Source organism: Rhizobium sp. 01N48 (genome assembly GCF_056399145.1).
This window is the reverse complement of the sequence record NZ_JBFTQT010000005.1, coordinates 210406-226621: the sequence shown is the minus strand read 5'-3', so window position 1 is coordinate 226621 and position 16216 is coordinate 210406. Positions and strand designations below refer to the sequence as shown.

At 61.1% G+C, this 16216-nt stretch carries 13 protein-coding genes; 6 read left to right on the top strand and 7 right to left on the bottom strand.

The window, feature by feature from the left end:
- Nucleotides 1-5: 5 nt before the first annotated feature.
- Genes holA through leuS form a run of 3 tightly spaced genes read right to left on the bottom strand, consistent with a single transcriptional unit; the run spans nt 6 to nt 4193 of the window.
- The gene (gene holA, locus AC1DOG_RS12835) at nt 6-1040 is read right to left on the bottom strand and encodes a DNA polymerase III subunit delta (protein ID WP_477928456.1); all 1035 of its coding nucleotides are present in this window, start codon (nt 1038-1040) and stop codon (nt 6-8) included.
- Nucleotides 1041-1051: 11 nt separating this feature from the next.
- Nucleotides 1052-1573 carry a hypothetical protein gene (locus tag AC1DOG_RS12830; protein WP_477928454.1) on the bottom strand — a complete coding sequence of 174 codons (522 nt, stop codon included), beginning with the start codon at nt 1571-1573 and terminating at the stop codon, nt 1052-1054.
- Nucleotides 1563-4193 carry a leucine--tRNA ligase gene (gene leuS, locus AC1DOG_RS12825; protein WP_477928452.1) on the bottom strand — a complete coding sequence of 877 codons (2631 nt, stop codon included), beginning with the start codon at nt 4191-4193 and terminating at the stop codon, nt 1563-1565. The genes AC1DOG_RS12830 and leuS overlap by 11 nt, the downstream gene beginning before the upstream one ends.
- Before the next feature lie 198 nt (nt 4194-4391).
- On the opposite strand from leuS, the gene AC1DOG_RS12820 reads away from it, so the two are divergent.
- Nucleotides 4392-5051 (top strand): YggS family pyridoxal phosphate-dependent enzyme, encoded by a 660-nt coding sequence (locus AC1DOG_RS12820; RefSeq protein ID WP_477928450.1) that lies wholly within the window; start codon nt 4392-4394, stop codon nt 5049-5051.
- 131 nt (nt 5052-5182) lie between these two features.
- Here AC1DOG_RS12820 and AC1DOG_RS12815 read toward each other — a convergent pair whose 3' ends face one another.
- Nucleotides 5183-5884 carry a DUF1013 domain-containing protein gene (locus AC1DOG_RS12815; protein ID WP_026283466.1) on the bottom strand — a complete coding sequence of 234 codons (702 nt, stop codon included), beginning with the start codon at nt 5882-5884 and terminating at the stop codon, nt 5183-5185.
- Nucleotides 5885-6106: 222 nt separating this feature from the next.
- On the opposite strand from AC1DOG_RS12815, the gene acs reads away from it, so the two are divergent.
- On the top strand, nt 6107-8062 hold the full coding sequence (acs, locus tag AC1DOG_RS12810) for an acetate--CoA ligase (RefSeq protein WP_477928448.1): 1956 nt from the start codon (nt 6107-6109) through the stop codon (nt 8060-8062).
- A 48-nt stretch (nt 8063-8110) separates the two neighbouring features.
- Here acs and AC1DOG_RS12805 read toward each other — a convergent pair whose 3' ends face one another.
- Nucleotides 8111-8560, bottom strand: a complete 450-nt coding sequence (locus AC1DOG_RS12805; RefSeq protein ID WP_477928446.1) for a thermonuclease family protein — start codon at nt 8558-8560, stop codon at nt 8111-8113.
- A gap of 48 nt (nt 8561-8608) precedes the next feature.
- Entirely contained in the window at nt 8609-8833 is a 225-nt protein-coding gene (locus tag AC1DOG_RS12800) for a DUF1674 domain-containing protein (RefSeq protein ID WP_477928444.1), read from the bottom strand.
- Between the two features lie 118 nt (nt 8834-8951).
- Between AC1DOG_RS12800 and htpX the strand changes: the two genes are divergently transcribed.
- From htpX to purH, 4 genes are all read left to right on the top strand, one after another.
- The gene (gene htpX, locus AC1DOG_RS12795; RefSeq protein ID WP_477928442.1) at nt 8952-9914 is read left to right on the top strand and encodes a zinc metalloprotease HtpX; all 963 of its coding nucleotides are present in this window, start codon (nt 8952-8954) and stop codon (nt 9912-9914) included.
- Entirely contained in the window at nt 9905-11299 is a 1395-nt protein-coding gene (locus tag AC1DOG_RS12790) for an RsmB/NOP family class I SAM-dependent RNA methyltransferase (protein ID WP_477928538.1), read from the top strand. The genes htpX and AC1DOG_RS12790 overlap by 10 nt, the downstream gene beginning before the upstream one ends.
- A gap of 109 nt (nt 11300-11408) precedes the next feature.
- On the top strand, nt 11409-13079 hold the full coding sequence (locus AC1DOG_RS12785; RefSeq protein ID WP_477928440.1) for a heparinase II/III family protein: 1671 nt from the start codon (nt 11409-11411) through the stop codon (nt 13077-13079).
- 93 nt (nt 13080-13172) lie between these two features.
- Nucleotides 13173-14792, top strand: coding sequence for a bifunctional phosphoribosylaminoimidazolecarboxamide formyltransferase/IMP cyclohydrolase (purH, locus tag AC1DOG_RS12780; RefSeq protein ID WP_477928438.1), 1620 nt, complete (start codon nt 13173-13175; stop codon nt 14790-14792).
- 16 nt (nt 14793-14808) lie between these two features.
- Here purH and AC1DOG_RS12775 read toward each other — a convergent pair whose 3' ends face one another.
- A complete protein-coding gene (locus AC1DOG_RS12775) occupies nt 14809-16194 on the bottom strand; it encodes an MFS transporter (protein ID WP_477928436.1) in 1386 nt (461 codons plus the stop codon).
- Nucleotides 16195-16216: the final 22 nt, after the last annotated feature.

Sequence of the window (16216 nt, the reverse complement as noted above, 5' to 3'; positions counted from 1 at the left end):
CCGGTCTATTTTCGACCAGACTGGAGCGTGGTCGATAGAAGTGTCTGCATGGCGATCGTGTCCTCTAGCGAGGCGCGACGCCTTGTCTGGAGGATGGCCGCTTGTAGGCGGCTTGTTTCACGGGCCAGTGCGTCGGCCGACCATGTCCTCAGAGCCTGCTCGATGATCGGCTTGCGCTTGAAATGAAGATGGCGCCCGAGCGTCTGCATCACCTGCGACGCAGGCGTGCGCTTCTCTTCCATTTCCGCACGCATGGCATCCATCAATTGGAATTGCCGCAAGCATGCCTGTATTACCAGGAAGACGGACGTTTTCGACGCCGTGATCTTCTGCATGGCATGCAGGAAGTTTCCCGAATTGCCGGTCAGGATGGCATCGACGGCATCGTCGACAGATATGGCGCTGGCGTCACCGATGATCTCCGTGACGTGATGTTCCTCGATGACTTCAAGATTGAGGCAGTAGAGCGCAAGCTTCCTGACCTCGTTGCGCGACGCTATGCGGTCGCCGCCTATCAGCTCGAGCAGCGCCTGGCGCGCTGCGGTGGTGATGCGAAGATTGGCGCCCGCGAGTTCGGCGTCTATCAGGCTATTCAGCGCCCGCGCGTCGTCTGCGTAGCAAGGGATGGTCGCGACGCTGCGGGCGGCTTCGCTTGCCTTGCGTAGGAGCGATCCCTTCTTGAGATCGCCGGCCTCAATGATGATGAAAGTCGCCTCGGGAGGCTTCTGCGCCAAGACCTGAAGACCGTCAACGAGGTACTTCTCGTTTGCGGCGCCGCGGATCCAGATCAGCTTTTGACCGCCGAATAGGCCGATTGCTCCTGCCTCGTCGAGCAGACGTCCCTGGTCTTTCTGTAGGTCGCCAATGTCGAGTTTGATGAGGGAAAATGGGTCAGTTAGATCGACGCCGGTCTTGCCGGCGAGCAGGCTGGCGCGCTCGGACACCAGCCCGCGATCCGGGCCATAGATGACGAATAGCTGGTAGTGGCGGGCAGATTTCTCAAGAAATCCCTCGAACTCGTGCGATTTTATCTCCGCCACTCAGCCGCTCCTCAGCGGCCAAGCGCCGCGGCGATATCAGCTGCCACAAACTCAGCGACCTGGCGTGCTGCGCGGTCTTCTGAGTCGCGAACGGCGCGCTGCTTGGCAAATTCCTGGGCCGGGAAGTCGATGAGAGCGGTAGCCGACTGGTGGCCAGCACGGATTACGTGGCCGTCCTTGTTAGACTTCAGCGTATAGTCGACGCTGACGGTCGTACGGCCCGCGCGAGATTCATCGGAGGATGCGACCAGCAAGGTGTCGATCACACTCGATCGTGCGTTCATCTCGACCTTGTAATCGGCCTTGTCCGGCTCGCCGGCGCCGCGAGAAGCGAGGAAGATCAGACGATTGCGAACTTCCTGCTCGACGCGCGAATTTGCCTCTGAGAAGGCGATGGATGACAACTTGCCAGCAACGCCTGACGTTTCGGAGTAGAGCGGCCGGACCTGGCACGAGGCGAGAAGAACCGTGGTTGCCAGCACCGCGGCAATCCCCGCGCGGCTGGCCAGCCTGGAAGCGATATTAAACGACAATGTTCACAATCCTTTGCGGAACCACGATAATTTTCTTCGGCGCCTGGCCGTTGAGCACGCGCTTGACATCCTCCAACGCAAGCGCGGCATCGCTGACCGTAGTTTGATCTGCGTCGCGAGAGATTGTCAATTCGGCGCGCTTCTTGCCGTTGATCTGCACCGGCAGGACGACGTCGTTTTCGACCACAAGAGCGTCATCGTATGTCGGCCAGGCTGTCTGGGAGAGCAGCGTGTCGTGACCGAGCACAGACCAGCATTCTTCCGCCAGATGCGGCGTCATCGGCGCCACGAGCTGCACGAGGATTTCGGAGGCATCGCGCACGGCAGCACGGTAGGCAGCATCAGCTTTGCCTGATGCAACGGTGGTCAGCGGGCCGGCAATGGCGTTCACGAGCTCATAGATGCGCGCCACGGCCTTGTTGAACCACAGCTTGTCGTAGTCGTTCTGGACGGCCTTCAGCGTCTTGTGCGCCAGCTGGGAGATGGCAAGGGCCTCGCCATCCTTAGCCGGAGTCGCGGACACATCGCTCAGAGCTTCGGCAGCTTCCGAGATCAGGCGCCACAGGCGCTGGGTGAAGCGGTGGGCGCCTTCGACGCCTGCTTCCGACCAGATCACATCGCGCTCGGGCGGGGAGTCGGACAGAACGAAGAAGCGTGCCGTGTCGGCGCCGTAGGAAGCAATGATGTCATCGGGATCGACGACGTTCTTCTTCGATTTCGACATCTTCTCGATCGAGCCGATGGCGATCTCTTCATTGTTCGAGAGGAGAAACGCACGGCGTTTTCCGTCCAGTTCCTCGATCTTGATATCGGCCGGCGCTACCCATTCGCGGCTCATGCCGGAGCCGCGGCTATAGGTCTCGTGCACCACCATGCCCTGCGTGAACAGGCCCTTGAACGGCTCCTTCACATCGACATGGCCGGTTTCGCGCATGGCGCGGGTAAAGAAGCGCGAATAGAGCAGATGCAGGATCGCATGCTCGATACCGCCGATATACTGATCGACTGGCAGCCAGCGGTTGGCGGCCGCGAAATCCGTCGGCTTGCTCTCCCAAGGCGCCGTGAAGCGGGTGAAGTACCAGCTGGAATCGACGAAGGTGTCCATCGTGTCGGTTTCGCGACGAGCATCCTTGCCGCAATGCGGGCAGGCGACATGGCGCCATGTGGGGTGCCGGTCGAGGGGATTGCCCGGCTGGTCAAAGGTGACATCCTCGGGCAGCTTGACCGGGAGATCCTTCTTCGGCACCGGCACGACACCGCAATCCTGGCAGTGGATAACAGGGATCGGGCAACCCCAGTAGCGCTGGCGGGAGATGCCCCAGTCGCGCAGGCGGAAATTGACCTTGCGTTCGCCCTGAGGGGCATTGCCCAGAGACGCGGACGACAGACGGTCGGCGACGATATTGAAGGCTTCGTCCGTCGACTTGCCGTCCAGGAAGCGGGAGTTGATCATGATGCCGTCGCCATCATAGGCGGTATCGCCGACAGCGAAGGTCGCGACGTCACCGTCACGCGGCATGACAACGGGTATGACCGGAAGGCCATATTTGCGGGCGAAATCGAGATCGCGCTGATCGCCTGCCGGGCAGCCGAAGATGGCGCCCGTGCCGTAGTCCATCAGCACGAAATTGGCGATGTAGACGGGCAACTCCCAGGAGGGGTCCAGCGGATGGCGGACACGAATGCCCGTGTCGATGCCCCGCTTTTCGGCGGTCTCGAGCGCTGCCAGCGATGTGCCGGCGCGGCGGACGTCCTCACAGAAGGCATCGATTTCGGCGTTCTTGGCCGCCGCATCCTTGGCCAACGGGTGATCGGCGGAGATGGCGAGGAAGGAGGCGCCAAACAGCGTGTCCGGGCGCGTGGTGTAGACCGTTACCTCGGTCTCGCCAGCAGGCGCGGTTTCGTCGACGATTTCCCAGCGGATCGTCATACCCTCGGAACGGCCGATCCAGTTCTTCTGCATCAGGCGGACCTTCTCAGGCCACTGATCGAGACCATCCAAGGCGTCCAGCAGATCCTGGCTGAAGTCGGTGATCTTGAAGAACCACTGAGTCAGCTCGCGCTGCTCGACAAGCGCGCCGGAGCGCCAGCCACGACCGTCGATAACCTGCTCGTTGGCGAGAACGGTGTTATCAACAGGGTCCCAGTTGACCTTCGACTGCTTGCGGTAGACGAGACCCTTTTCCAGGAAGTCCACGAACATGTGCTGCTGGTGCTGGTAATATTCGACATCGCAGGTCGCAAATTCGCGGCTCCAGTCGAGCGACAGGCCCATCGCCTTCAGCTGCGACTTCATCGAGGCGATATTCTGGTAGGTCCAGGCCGCGGGATGAACGTTGCGCTCCATGGCGGCGTTTTCAGCCGGCATGCCGAACGCGTCCCAACCCATGGGATGCAGCACGTTGAAGCCGCGGGCGCGCTTGTAGCGCGCGACGACGTCGCCCATCGCATAGTTACGAACATGGCCCATGTGGATGCGGCCAGACGGATACGGGAACATCTCCAGCACGTAGTATTTCTCGCGCGGATCAGCGTTGTCGGTCTCGAAGACCTTCGCTTCGTTCCATTTTTTCTGCCAGCGAGGCTCGGCATCGCGCGGATTATAACGTTCGGTAGCCATGGTATTCGTATTTCCGGAAAATCAAGGGAAGTTGGTGGTGACCTTCACCATGAAACCACCGTAGCGTCAAGTTTTGCCGACGTGGTTTGGTGCCAATCGGCGCCTAGCTGCGATAATTTCGAGGCTTCGGACCTTGGCAAGCCAAGATCGGGTGTTTAGTGCATTTTCATTGTTTTCTATGATGGACCGAGGCGCAACATGGAACTTCAAGAGCGACTGGAAGAGGTTCGCGGCCGGATTGCCGCGGCGGCCCGCGAAACGGGCAGAGCGGAAGGCTCGGTGCAGCTCGTGGCCGTGTCCAAGACATTCGATGCGGATCAAATCCGCCCGGCCATCGAGGCTGGTCAGCGCGTGTTCGGTGAAAACCGCGTGCAGGAGAGCCAGGGCAAGTGGCCGGAGCTGAAGAGCGAGACGGCTGGTGTCGAGCTGCATCTGATCGGACCGCTGCAGTCGAACAAGGCCGGTGAAGCGGTCGCGCTCTTCGATGTCATCGAGACGGTCGATCGCGAGAAGATCGCGCGCGCGCTGGCCGATGAAATGAAGCGCCAGGGCAAGGCCCCTCGCCTCTATGTGCAGGTCAACACCGGCCTCGAGCCGCAGAAGGCGGGCATTGCGCCTGACGATACAGCGGCGTTCGTGGCGCTCTGCCGTGATGAGCTTGGACTTTCCATCGAAGGGCTGATGTGCATTCCGCCGGCGGATGAAAATCCGGGACCGCATTTCGCGCTGCTGGCGAAACTGGCAAAGGCCTGCGGTGTGGAGAAGCTCTCCATGGGCATGTCGGGCGATTACGAGACAGCGGTCGCCTTCGGTGCCACCAGCGTCCGGGTCGGGTCCGCCATTTTCGGCACCCGCTGATCATCGTCGCTTGCTCTAGTAGTCGGCGTGAATGTTTCACGGGAAACATTTGCGATCCGCGCTGTGGCGCCATAGCGAACCGGCAATAAAAAACCCCGCCGAAGCGGGGTTTCATCAATCTATCCAACCGCTTAGTAGCGATCGTCTTCGTCTTCATCCGGCGTCGAGGACTTCAGCGACTTCAGCTTCGCGAAGACGGCGTCGGCGTCGATTTCCTTCTCTTCCTCACGCTCGTAGCTCGGAGCCAGGCGTTCGGTTTCGTGCGCGGACTGCAGCGTTTCGCCGAGTTCGGCGGCGGTCGGCAACGGACGGCCCTTGGCGGCCTTTTCGACTTCCATGTCGAGGTCGATCTGGCTGCAGAGGCCGAGCGTAACCGGATCCATCGGCGTCAGGTTGGCGGCGTTCCAGTGGGTGCGCTCGCGGATCTGTTCGATGGTTGACTTGGTCGTGCCGACGAGACGCGAAATCTGGGCGTCCTTCAGTTCCGGGTGATTGCGAACCAGCCACAGGATGGCGTTCGGGCGGTCCTGGCGCTTGGAGACCGGCGTGTAGCGCGGGCCACGACGCTTGGATTCCGGAACGCGAACCTTCGGCTCGGAAAGCTTCAGCTTGTGGGCCGGGTTCTTCTCGGCGCGCTCGATTTCGTCGCGCGACAGCTGACCGGTGGAGATCGGATCCAGGCCCTTGATGCCCTGCGCAGCTTCGCCGTCCGCGATCGCCTTCACTTCCAGAGGGTGCAATTTGCAGAACTGAGCGATCTGGTCGAAAGACAGAGCTGTGTTGTCGACGAGCCAAATAGCGGTCGCCTTCGGCATAAGCAGTTGTTGAGCCATGGATATAGTCCTTCTGTCGTCCGCGCCGGTGTCGCGGTCCGTGGGTTGTCACCACTATGTCCGGGAAATTATGCCGCTATATAACCGGAGTGACGCATAATTGCAATTGATCACGAATGAAATGACCTTTGTCTAATTGCCGGGTCGATCTGACCTGTTATGAATGCACAAAACCGCCTGTGGCGTACTTCTGCCGCCGGCGTCCGAGTGAGGAGGAAATCGATGTCGGAGAAGATCTACCCGGTGCAAAAGCCGGTTCAGAACCATGCGCTGATCGACAAGGCCAAGTACGAGCAATGGTACGAGGAGAGCGTCGAGAACCCGGATAAGTTCTGGGGCAAGCATGGTAAGCGGATCGACTGGTTCAAGCCTTATACGAAGGTGAAGAACACCTCTTTCACCGGCAATGTGAAGATCAAGTGGTTCGAAGACGGCCAGACAAACGTCTCTTACAACTGTATCGACAGGCACCTGAAAACCAACGGTAATCAGGTCGCGATCATCTTCGAGGGCGACAACCCCTACATCGACAAGAAGATCACCTATAACGAACTCTACGAGCATGTTTGCCGAATGGCGAACGTGCTGAAGAAGCATGGCGTCAAGAAGGGCGATCGCGTCACCATCTATATGCCGATGATCCCCGAGGCGGCCTATGCGATGCTTGCCTGTGCCCGCATCGGCGCCGTGCATTCGATCGTCTTTGGCGGCTTTTCGCCGGAAGCACTGGCGGGGCGGATTGTCGACTGCGAATCAACCTTCGTCATCACCTGCGATGAGGGCGTGCGCGGCGGCAAGCCGGTGCCGCTCAAGGAAAACACCGACACGGCGATCCATATCGCCGCACGCCAACATGTGATCGTCGAGAAGGTTCTTGTGGTTCGCCGGACGGGCGGCAAGACAGGTTGGGCGCCGGGCCGCGACCTCTGGTATCACCAGGAAATGGCGACGGTGAAGCCGGAGTGCCCGCCCGCCAAGATGAAGGCGGAAGATCCGCTTTTCATTCTCTATACGTCGGGTTCTACCGGCAAGCCGAAGGGTGTGCTGCACACGACCGGCGGCTACCTCGTCTACGCGGCGATGACGCACGAATATGTGTTCGACTATCATCCAGGCGATATCTACTGGTGCACGGCCGACGTCGGCTGGGTGACCGGCCACTCCTATATCGTCTACGGCCCGCTTGCGAACTGCGCGACGACGCTGATGTTCGAGGGTGTTCCAAACTTTCCGGATCAGGGCCGCTTCTGGGAGGTTATCGACAAGCACAAGGTCAATATCTTCTACACCGCGCCGACGGCCATCCGCTCGCTGATGGGCGCCGGCGATCATTTCGTGACACGTTCGTCGCGGTCCAGCCTGCGTCTGCTCGGCACCGTGGGCGAGCCCATCAATCCCGAAGCCTGGGAATGGTACTATAATGTCGTCGGCGACAAGCGTTGCCCTGTCATCGATACCTGGTGGCAGACGGAGACGGGTGGCCACATGATCACGCCGCTGCCTGGCGCGACCGATCTGAAGCCGGGATCGGCGACCAAGCCGTTCTTCGGCGTAAAGCCGCAGCTGGTGGACAATGAAGGCAACGTGCTGGAGGGCGCAGCGGACGGAAATCTCTGCATCACGGACAGCTGGCCGGGGCAGATGCGCACGGTCTATGGCGACCATGAGCGCTTCATTCAGACCTACTTCTCGACCTACAAGGGCAAGTACTTCACCGGCGACGGCTGCCGGCGGGATGAGGATGGCTATTACTGGATTACCGGTCGCGTCGATGACGTGCTTAATGTCTCCGGCCATCGTCTCGGCACGGCCGAGGTCGAATCGGCGCTGGTGTCGCACAGCCTCGTGTCCGAGGCGGCGGTTGTCGGCTATCCGCATGCGATCAAGGGTCAGGGCATCTATTGCTACGTCACGCTGATGGCCGGCAACGAGGGTTCGGACGAGCTGCGCCAGCAGCTGATCAAGCATGTCCGCAACGAGATCGGCCCGATTGCCGCTCCCGACAAAATCCAGTTTTCGCCTGGGCTGCCGAAGACCCGKTCGGGCAAGATCATGCGCCGMATCTTGCGCAAGATCGCCGAGGACGATTTTGGCTCACTGGGCGATACGTCGACGCTTGCTGATCCGGCTGTGGTCGATGATCTGATCGCCAACAGGCAGAACAAGGCGACTGCTTAGTATCGGCTGCCTGCTAATGAGAGGCCGCTTTGGGAAACCGGAGCGGCCTTAATCTTGATCGGGGCACGGTGTTTTCGGCTTCCGACCGCCGTCATAGGCAACAGCGATACCCTCGCCCAGCATATACTGAGCCGGATTCCGTCCATCGGATAGCGTGACGTCGGCCAGGATACGGCCGAAATACTTGTCGCCGGAAATTCGGGTCAGCTGCACTTGCGGTGAACTGTCGGCGAGCGTTTCCAGCACGTGGCGGGCATCTATTGCCGCGCGTCTGACCGCTTCGCATTTCGAGTGCATCTCTGGCGTATCGACGCCGCGAATGCGGACATAGACCTCCACGGTCTGCTGCGGCCAGGGACGAGCCGCGACCAGCAAGGTGTCTCCATCGATCACCCGCAGAATTTCTGCCGAAACTGGTCCGGCGATCTCATCGCGCGCGAAAGCCGGCATCGAAAGTGTCGCGATGATCGCTAGTGATGTGAAGGCGCGCGTGAACATATCAGGAATAAATTCCGATATTCACGCGAAGTCAATAGGAATATTTACTTAGAAGTCGATTGCGCGACCGTTGATTTCCCAGTCACCGAAGCGAGCCGGATCAGCGCCCCCTCGCCCACCGATCTCGGTTGGCATATCGCTCGGCTGTTCGTTGCGGCGACGCTCTTCGGCTTCGGCAAGCGCCCGCTTGGCGGCGGGCGAGAGCATCTTGCGCCGGCGCTCGGTACCTTCCTCGGCCAGAACCTCGATATTGTCGTTGTCCGCTTCCTGCATCACGCACGCCCGCTTGAAAATATTGAAAATGGCCGATGAATAACCAGATTATAGGACGCCGACGCGGCGATTGAAACCCTTTGAGCGCAAACGACGCTCGCCTGAAATGGAGATGATGATGAACCTTGTGCGTACTGCCATGTTGCTTGCCTTCATGACGGCACTGTTCATGGTCGTCGGGTTCATGATTGGTGGCCGCAGCGGGATGATGATCGCGTTCCTTGTTGCGGCCGGCATGAACTTCTTCTCCTACTGGAATTCCGACCGCATGGTGCTTTCGGCCTACCGTGCCCAGGAAATCGACGAGCGGAATGCGCCGGAGTTCTTCACCATCATCCGCGATCTCTCGCACAATGCCAGTCTGCCGATGCCGAAGGTCTATCTCTATGACAGCCCGCAGCCAAACGCTTTCGCGACGGGTCGCAATCCGGAGAATGCCGCGGTAGCCGCGTCGACCGGTCTGTTGAGCGCGCTGTCGCCGGAAGAGGTTGCCGGCGTGATGGCACATGAACTCGCGCACGTCCAAAACCGCGACACGCTGACGATGACGATCACGGCGACGCTTGCCGGCGCCATCTCGATGCTCGGTAATTTCGCCTTCTTCTTCGGCGGCAACCGCGAGAACAACAACAATCCACTCGGGTTCGTCGGCGTTCTGCTCGCAATGATCGTCGCGCCGATGGCCGCCATGCTGGTGCAGATGGCGATCAGCCGTACGCGCGAATATTCGGCCGACCGGCGTGGCGCGGAGATCTGCGGCAACCCGCTTTGGCTGGCCTCGGCGTTGGGCAAGATCGCCCGTGGCGCCTCGAATATTCCGAACTACGACGCGGAGCGTAATCCGGCGACGGCACACATGTTCATCATCAATCCGTTGACGGGTGCGGGCATGGACAACCTGTTTTCCACCCATCCGAATACGGAAAACCGTATCGCGGCGCTGCAGGAAATGGCACGAGGCGGCATGAATAACTCGACGCCGTCGGCTCGTGCTGCTAATCCCGTGCGCAAATCGCGCTCAGTTCCGGATGCCGGCCTTGGCCGCGGTGGCTCGCAACCGCCAAAGGGTCCCTGGTCTTGAGTTCAGACGGTAAGAAAAAGCCATTTCGCAAACAAAAGTCGTCGGCGCCGGCGGAATCGTCCGCTTCCGCGAAGCCGGGTCTGCAGGCGCGTGCTGCGGCCTCGAAGATTCTGGCTGCCGTTATTGATCGCAAGCTCTCGCTTGACGGCGCGCTCGACCATGAACATGGCAATCCGGCTTACAAGGCGTTGGCCGATGACGACCGTGGTCTCGTCCGCGCAATTTTGAACACCACGCTCCGTCACCTGCCCCGCATCGAGGCGGCCGTCTCCTCGTTGCTGGAATCGCCCTTGCCGGAAGGTGCGCGCTCGCTGCAGCACGTGCTCTCGATCGCGGCGGCGCAGATCCTCTATCTCGACGTTCCAGATCATGCCGCCGTCGATATTGCCGTCGAGCAGGCCAATCTCGACCCGAGAAACCGGCGCTTCGCCAAGCTGGTGAATGCTGTGCTGCGTCGTCTTGGACGAGAGAAGGAAGAGATCCTTCGTGAGATCGATGACATCCCTTCGATGCCCGGTTGGTTTCTCGAACGGCTGGAGAAGGCCTATGGCCGTGAGGCAGCCCGGGCGATTTCGGATTCCCAGCTGCAGCCTGCTGCCATCGACCTGACGGTAAAATCGGATCCACAGGCTTGGGCGGAAAAGCTCAATGGCGTAGTGCTGCCGACCGGCGGGGTCCGGCTTGCCGCATTCGATGGCTCTATCCCGTCTCTCGAAGGTTTTGACGAGGGATTGTGGTGGGTGCAGGACGCGGCGGCGAGCATTCCGGCGCAGCTGTTCGGCGATCTCTCCGGCAAGCGTGTTGCCGATCTTTGCGCAGCACCTGGTGGCAAGACCGCGCAGCTGATCCTGGCGGGCGGCAAGGTGACCGCCGTCGAGCAATCTGAAAACCGCATCAAGCGCCTGCGTTCGAACCTTGATCGCCTCCAGCTGTCGGCGGAAACGATGGCGCAGGATCTGACCAAGTTCACGCCTGACGAGCTCTTTGACGCCATCCTGCTCGACGCGCCCTGCTCTTCCACTGGCACGACGCGCCGACATCCCGATGTGCTCTGGACCAAGGGGCCCGAAGATATCGCAAAGCTCGCCGCGCTCCAGGAGCGCCTGTTACGCCATGCGCTACGGCTGCTGAACCCCGGCGGCACGATCGTGTTTTCCAATTGCTCTCTTGATCCGAGCGAGGGTGAAGAGGTCGTGGCGCGGGTGCTCAAGAACACCAAAGAATTCGAGCGCGTGGCGATTGATCCGAGTCGCTGGCCGGGGCTTGAGGAAGCGATCAGCCCACTCGGAGAATGCCGCACGACACCCGACATGCTGAAGCTACCATCCGGTTTCGCGCCGGGTCTTGACGGTTTTTATGCGGCCGTGTTGCGCCGTGTTGCCTGATCGAAGAGCAACTGGCATAGTTAAGCATTGTTGCAGAATCATCGACGGTCAGTGCCGTTTCCGGACTTGTCCATCCAATCCTAACGATATGGGTCAATAGACAATCGAAATGCGGTCCGGACGGTTTTCAGGTCTTTACCTGCGGGAGGCTTGGCGGCGGGTACTTTGCCGTGCTGCGCTTCTGCGCCTCAAGTTGTTTCGTCACACGGTCTATGTGCCCGAGCGGCTGATCGTGGCGCCGACGGATCTGAGGCCCGTCGATGCGCATGTCGCCGAGGAAATCATCAATGGTCGTTTCCCGCTTGCCGGCCGCATGCTGGAGACGGGCGGGAAGTCGCCGTTTACGCTGAGCCTCCCCTCGCGCTCCTTCGCCATCAGGCTGCACGGCTTCGGCTGGCTGCGCCACATGCGCTCCAAGAAGAACGAACTGCATTCCAACGTCGCCCGCGCCATCGTCAATAGCTGGCTGTCCATTCATGGCGGACGGATGGAGGGCATTGCCTGGGAGATCGATGTTACGGCGACGCGCGTCATTGCCTGGCTGTCGCATTCGCCCGTGGTGCTGCAGAATGCCGATCGCGGCTTCTATCGCCGCTTTGTCCGCTCGCTTGCGTTTCAGGTCCGCTTCCTGCGCCGCATGGCGCGCTATGCGCCACCTGGCGAGGTGCGTTTTCGAGTGCGTCTTGCGCTTGCCATGGCGTCGATCGCGATGCCGGTGCGGGCCAGCGTGATCCGCAAATCCTCCGAAGCGCTCGACGTCGAGTTTGATAGCCAGATTCTGCCGGATGGGGGGCACGTGTCGCGCAATCCGCGCGTCGCGCTAGAGCTTCTGCTCGATCTGCTGCCGTTGCGACAGACCTATATCAATCTCGGCCACGATCTGCCGCAGAAGCTGATATCCGGCATCGATCGCATGTATCCGGCGCTGCGCTTCTTCCGCCATCAGGATGGCGATCTCGCTCTTTTCAACGGCGCGACCTCGACCTCGGCGAACGAGATCGTTTCGCTGCTGCGCTATGATGAGACGGCTGGCGAGCCGTTCAAGGCGATGCCGCATTCGCGTTACCAGCGGCTGGCGGCCGGGCGCACCGTCGTTATCGCCGACACCGGCCTTCCGCCTGCCGGTAACCTCTCGCGCACTGTTCATGCCGGATGCCTGTCCTTCGAGATGTCATCAGGCCGGCATCGCTTTATCGTGAATTCGGGCTCGCCGAAATTTGCCGGCAACCGCTATGTGCAGGTCGCGCGCACCACTGCCGCGCACACGACCGTGACGCTCAACGATACGTCCTCCAGCCGTTTCGCGTCTTCCGACTTCCTGGCCCATCTGATCACCGATCCGGTGAAGACGGTTCAGGTCGATCGCGTGGTGGCGGATGATGGCCGCGATGTCGTCAAGGCCAGCCACGACGGCTATCTGAAAGAGTTCGGCGTCCTGCACGAGCGCGAGCTCACCTTGAACGCCACGGGCTCGATCATGACCGGGCTCGACCGCCTTGCTGTTTCGGAAGAGCGCAGGGGTGAGGGCGAACTCAAGGCCGTGGCACGCTTTCACGCCCATCCATCGATCAATCTGAAGCAGATGGACCGGGAGTCCATCCTGATGACGGCGCCGGATGGTGAGAGCTGGCTGTTCTCCTCGCCCGGCAATACGGTCGAGATTGCCGAGGACGTGTTCTTTGCCGATGCCTCCGGTATCTGCGCGTCGGATCAGATGGAAATCAGCTTCGCCTATCCGGAAAAGCCGGAAATACGGTGGTTTTTGTCCCGCAGAAGCTAGCGGCTGTTTTCGCCGGCGCAAAGCTGTGCTAACGCGGCGCCATATTCCGCGCACCTCGCCGGATGTCTCCCGAAGATCGAACGGAGAAGCCACATGGCCGTTGTTTCCAAGAAAATCCCCGCCCCCGACAAGGTTGCCGTCAAGACCGCCTTGCTATCCGTGTCCGACAAGACCGGGATCGTAGACCTCGCGCGCGCGCTTGCCGAAAAGGGCGTCCGGCTGCTGTCGACCGGCGGCACCCACAAGGCGATCGCAGCCGCTGGCCTCGATGTCACCGACGTTTCCGACGTCACGGGCTTTCCGGAGATCATGGACGGCCGCGTGAAGACGCTGCATCCCAAGGTTCACGGTGGACTGCTGGCGATCCGCGACGATGCCGAGCATCAGGAAGCGATGAAGGCGCATGGGATCGATGGCATCGATCTCGCCGTCATCAACCTCTATCCCTTCGAGGATGTGCGCGCGGCGGGTGGCGATTATCCGACCACCGTCGAGAATATCGATATCGGCGGCCCGGCGATGATCCGCGCATCGGCCAAGAACCACGCTTATGTGGCGATCCTGACCGATCCGGCCGACTATCCGGAGCTGCTCGAGCAGCTGTCGTCCGATGCCGGCCAGACCAGCTATGCCTTCCGCCAGCGCCTCGCCGCCAAGGCATATGCGCGCACGGCCGCCTACGACGCGATGATCTCCAACTGGTTCGCCGAAGCGCTGTCGATCGACACGCCGCGTCACCGGGTCATCGGCGGCGTGCTGAAGGAAGAGATGCGCTACGGCGAAAACCCGCACCAGACGGCCGGCTTCTACGTGACCGGCGAAAACCGTCCTGGTGTGGCCACGGCAACGCTTCTGCAGGGCAAGCAGCTCTCCTACAACAACATCAATGATACGGACGGCGCCTTCGAGCTGATCGGCGAGTTTTCGCCCGAGAAGACCGGTCCGGCTTGCGCCATCATCAAGCATGCCAATCCGTGCGGCGTCGCCACCGGCCCGACGCTGAAGGACGCCTATCTCCGGGCGCTTGCCTGCGACAGCACGTCCGCTTTCGGCGGCATCATCGCGCTCAACCAGCTGCTCGATGCCGAGACGGCGGAAGAGATCGTCAAGCTGTTCACCGAAGTCATCATCGCGCCTGAGGTGACGGAAGAAGCCAAGGCGGTTATCGCCGCCAAGAAGAACCTGCGCCTGCTCGTGACCGGCGGCCTGCCCGACCCGCGCTCGCGCGGCATCACGGCGAAGACCGTTGCCGGCGGCCTGCTGGTGCAGAGCCGTGACAATGGCATGATCGATGATATCGAGCTCAAGGTCGTCACCAATCGCCAGCCGACGGCGCAGGAACTGGTGGACCTCAAGTTCGCCTATACGGTTGCCAAGCACGTCAAGTCGAACGCCATCGTCTATGCCAAGGACGGCCAGACGGCAGGCATCGGCGCCGGCCAGATGAGTCGCATCGATTCCGCACGCATCGCCGCGCTGAAGGCCGAGGATGCCGCCAAGGCGATGGGCTGGGCTGAGCCGATGACCAAGGGCTCCGCCGTTGCGTCTGAAGCCTTCTTCCCGTTTGCCGACGGGCTGCTGTCGGCGATTGCCGCCGGTGCCACGGCTGTTGTTCAGCCGGGCGGCTCGATGCGCGACCAGGAAGTGATCGACGCGGCGAACGAGCACAATGTGGCGATGGTCTTCACCGGCATGCGCCACTTCCGCCACTAAAAATCGATGAAAACGGCTACGCCCTATCCGCCGGATAGGGCGTCCGGATCAACAGGACCAGCCCGCCGGCCAGAAACAGGACGAGCGTGGCCATGCCGAGATGCGACGAGCCTGTCGCATAAGTCACGATCGAAAATAGAAGCGTCGCCATGAAGCTGGTTGCCCGGCCCGAGAGCGCGTAAATGCCGAAATAGCGGCCAGCCTCATCAAGGCTGACGCTGCGCGCCAGATAAGAGCGCGACGAGGCCTGCACCGGGCCGAATGCCAGGCCGATCAGCAGGCCGTAGCCGATATAGGCTTTCTCCGCCGCGGTGCCGAACAGACCTCCCGAATCCACCGTCGGAAGCGGCACGAGCCCGAAGAGCGTATAGCCGGGTTCGGTGGATACGATGCCGAAGGTCGCGAGAAGCAGCATGGTCAGGCTGATGACAATCGTCGCCTTCGAGCCGATGCGGGCGTCGATACGTCCGGCGATGATGCAGCCGAAAATCGCCACCACGTTGAGAATGATGCCATAGATGCCGATCTCGATGGTCGCCCAGCCGAACATGCCGGCCGCGAAGGCGCCGCCGAGGATCAGCAGGCCGTTGACGCCGTCCTGGTAGATCATGCGGGCGACCAGAAAGCGCATGAGCGGGCGGCGCTCTTTCAGTTCCGCCAGCGTGTGCCTGACTTCACGCAGCCCGGAGCGGACGGCGGCGCCGAAGGGAAGGCCGCCTTTCACGTCAGGCGTGAACAGAAACATCGGCAGGACGAAAATCAGATACCACGCGGCCGAGATCGGGCCGGTGATGCGCGCATCTTCGCCGGTGTGTGGATCAAGACCGAAGAGCGGGTCGAGGCCGAGGATCGTCTTGCCGGTCTCCGGACTTCCGGCAAGAAGTGCCACCACCGCGATCAACACGATCATGCCGCCAAGATAGCCGAGGCCCCAGGCGGTGTTGGACAGCCGTCCGACTTCGTCCTTCCCGACGAGGCGCGGCATCATGGAATCGTTGAAGACGATCGAGAATTCCGCGGCGATCGACGCCAGGATCATGAAGATCACGGGATAGATGACCGGCGAACCGGGTGCCGCGAACCAGAGGCAGCAGAGGCTGGCGATCTTGATGACGGCGAAGAAGCCGATCCACGGCTTTCGCCCGCCGGACTGGTCGGCGATCGAGCCGAGAATGGGCGAGAGAATCGCGATGATCACCGAGGAGATCGTCGCCATGTTGCTCCAGAGCGTCTGCGCGGAGACCGGATCGGACGTCAGCCTGGCCACGAAATAGGGGCCGAAGATGAAGGTTGTGACGACGGTGAAGAACGGCTGCGCGGCCCAGTCGAAGAACATCCAGCCCCAGATGCCCCTGCGCGTGGCGCGCTGGGGCTGTGTTCCCGTCCAGTCAATGCGATTCACCGGCCTGCTCCTGATTTGGGAG

Coding starts and splice junctions, on each gene's coding strand:
- AC1DOG_RS12815 (WP_026283466.1), bottom strand. CDS start 5,884: ATGGCTCAACAACTGCTTATGCCGAAGGCGACCGCTATTTGGCTCGTC.
- AC1DOG_RS12800 (WP_477928444.1), bottom strand. CDS start 8,833: ATGCAGGAAGCGGACAACGACAATATCGAGGTTCTGGCCGAGGAAGGT.
- htpX (WP_477928442.1), top strand. CDS start 8,952: ATGAACCTTGTGCGTACTGCCATGTTGCTTGCCTTCATGACGGCACTG.
- AC1DOG_RS12785 (WP_477928440.1), top strand. CDS start 11,409: ATGCGGTCCGGACGGTTTTCAGGTCTTTACCTGCGGGAGGCTTGGCGG.
- leuS (WP_477928452.1), bottom strand. CDS start 4,193: ATGGCTACCGAACGTTATAATCCGCGCGATGCCGAGCCTCGCTGGCAG.
- AC1DOG_RS12805 (WP_477928446.1), bottom strand. CDS start 8,560: ATGTTCACGCGCGCCTTCACATCACTAGCGATCATCGCGACACTTTCG.
- AC1DOG_RS12820 (WP_477928450.1), top strand. CDS start 4,392: ATGGAACTTCAAGAGCGACTGGAAGAGGTTCGCGGCCGGATTGCCGCG.
- purH (WP_477928438.1), top strand. CDS start 13,173: ATGGCCGTTGTTTCCAAGAAAATCCCCGCCCCCGACAAGGTTGCCGTC.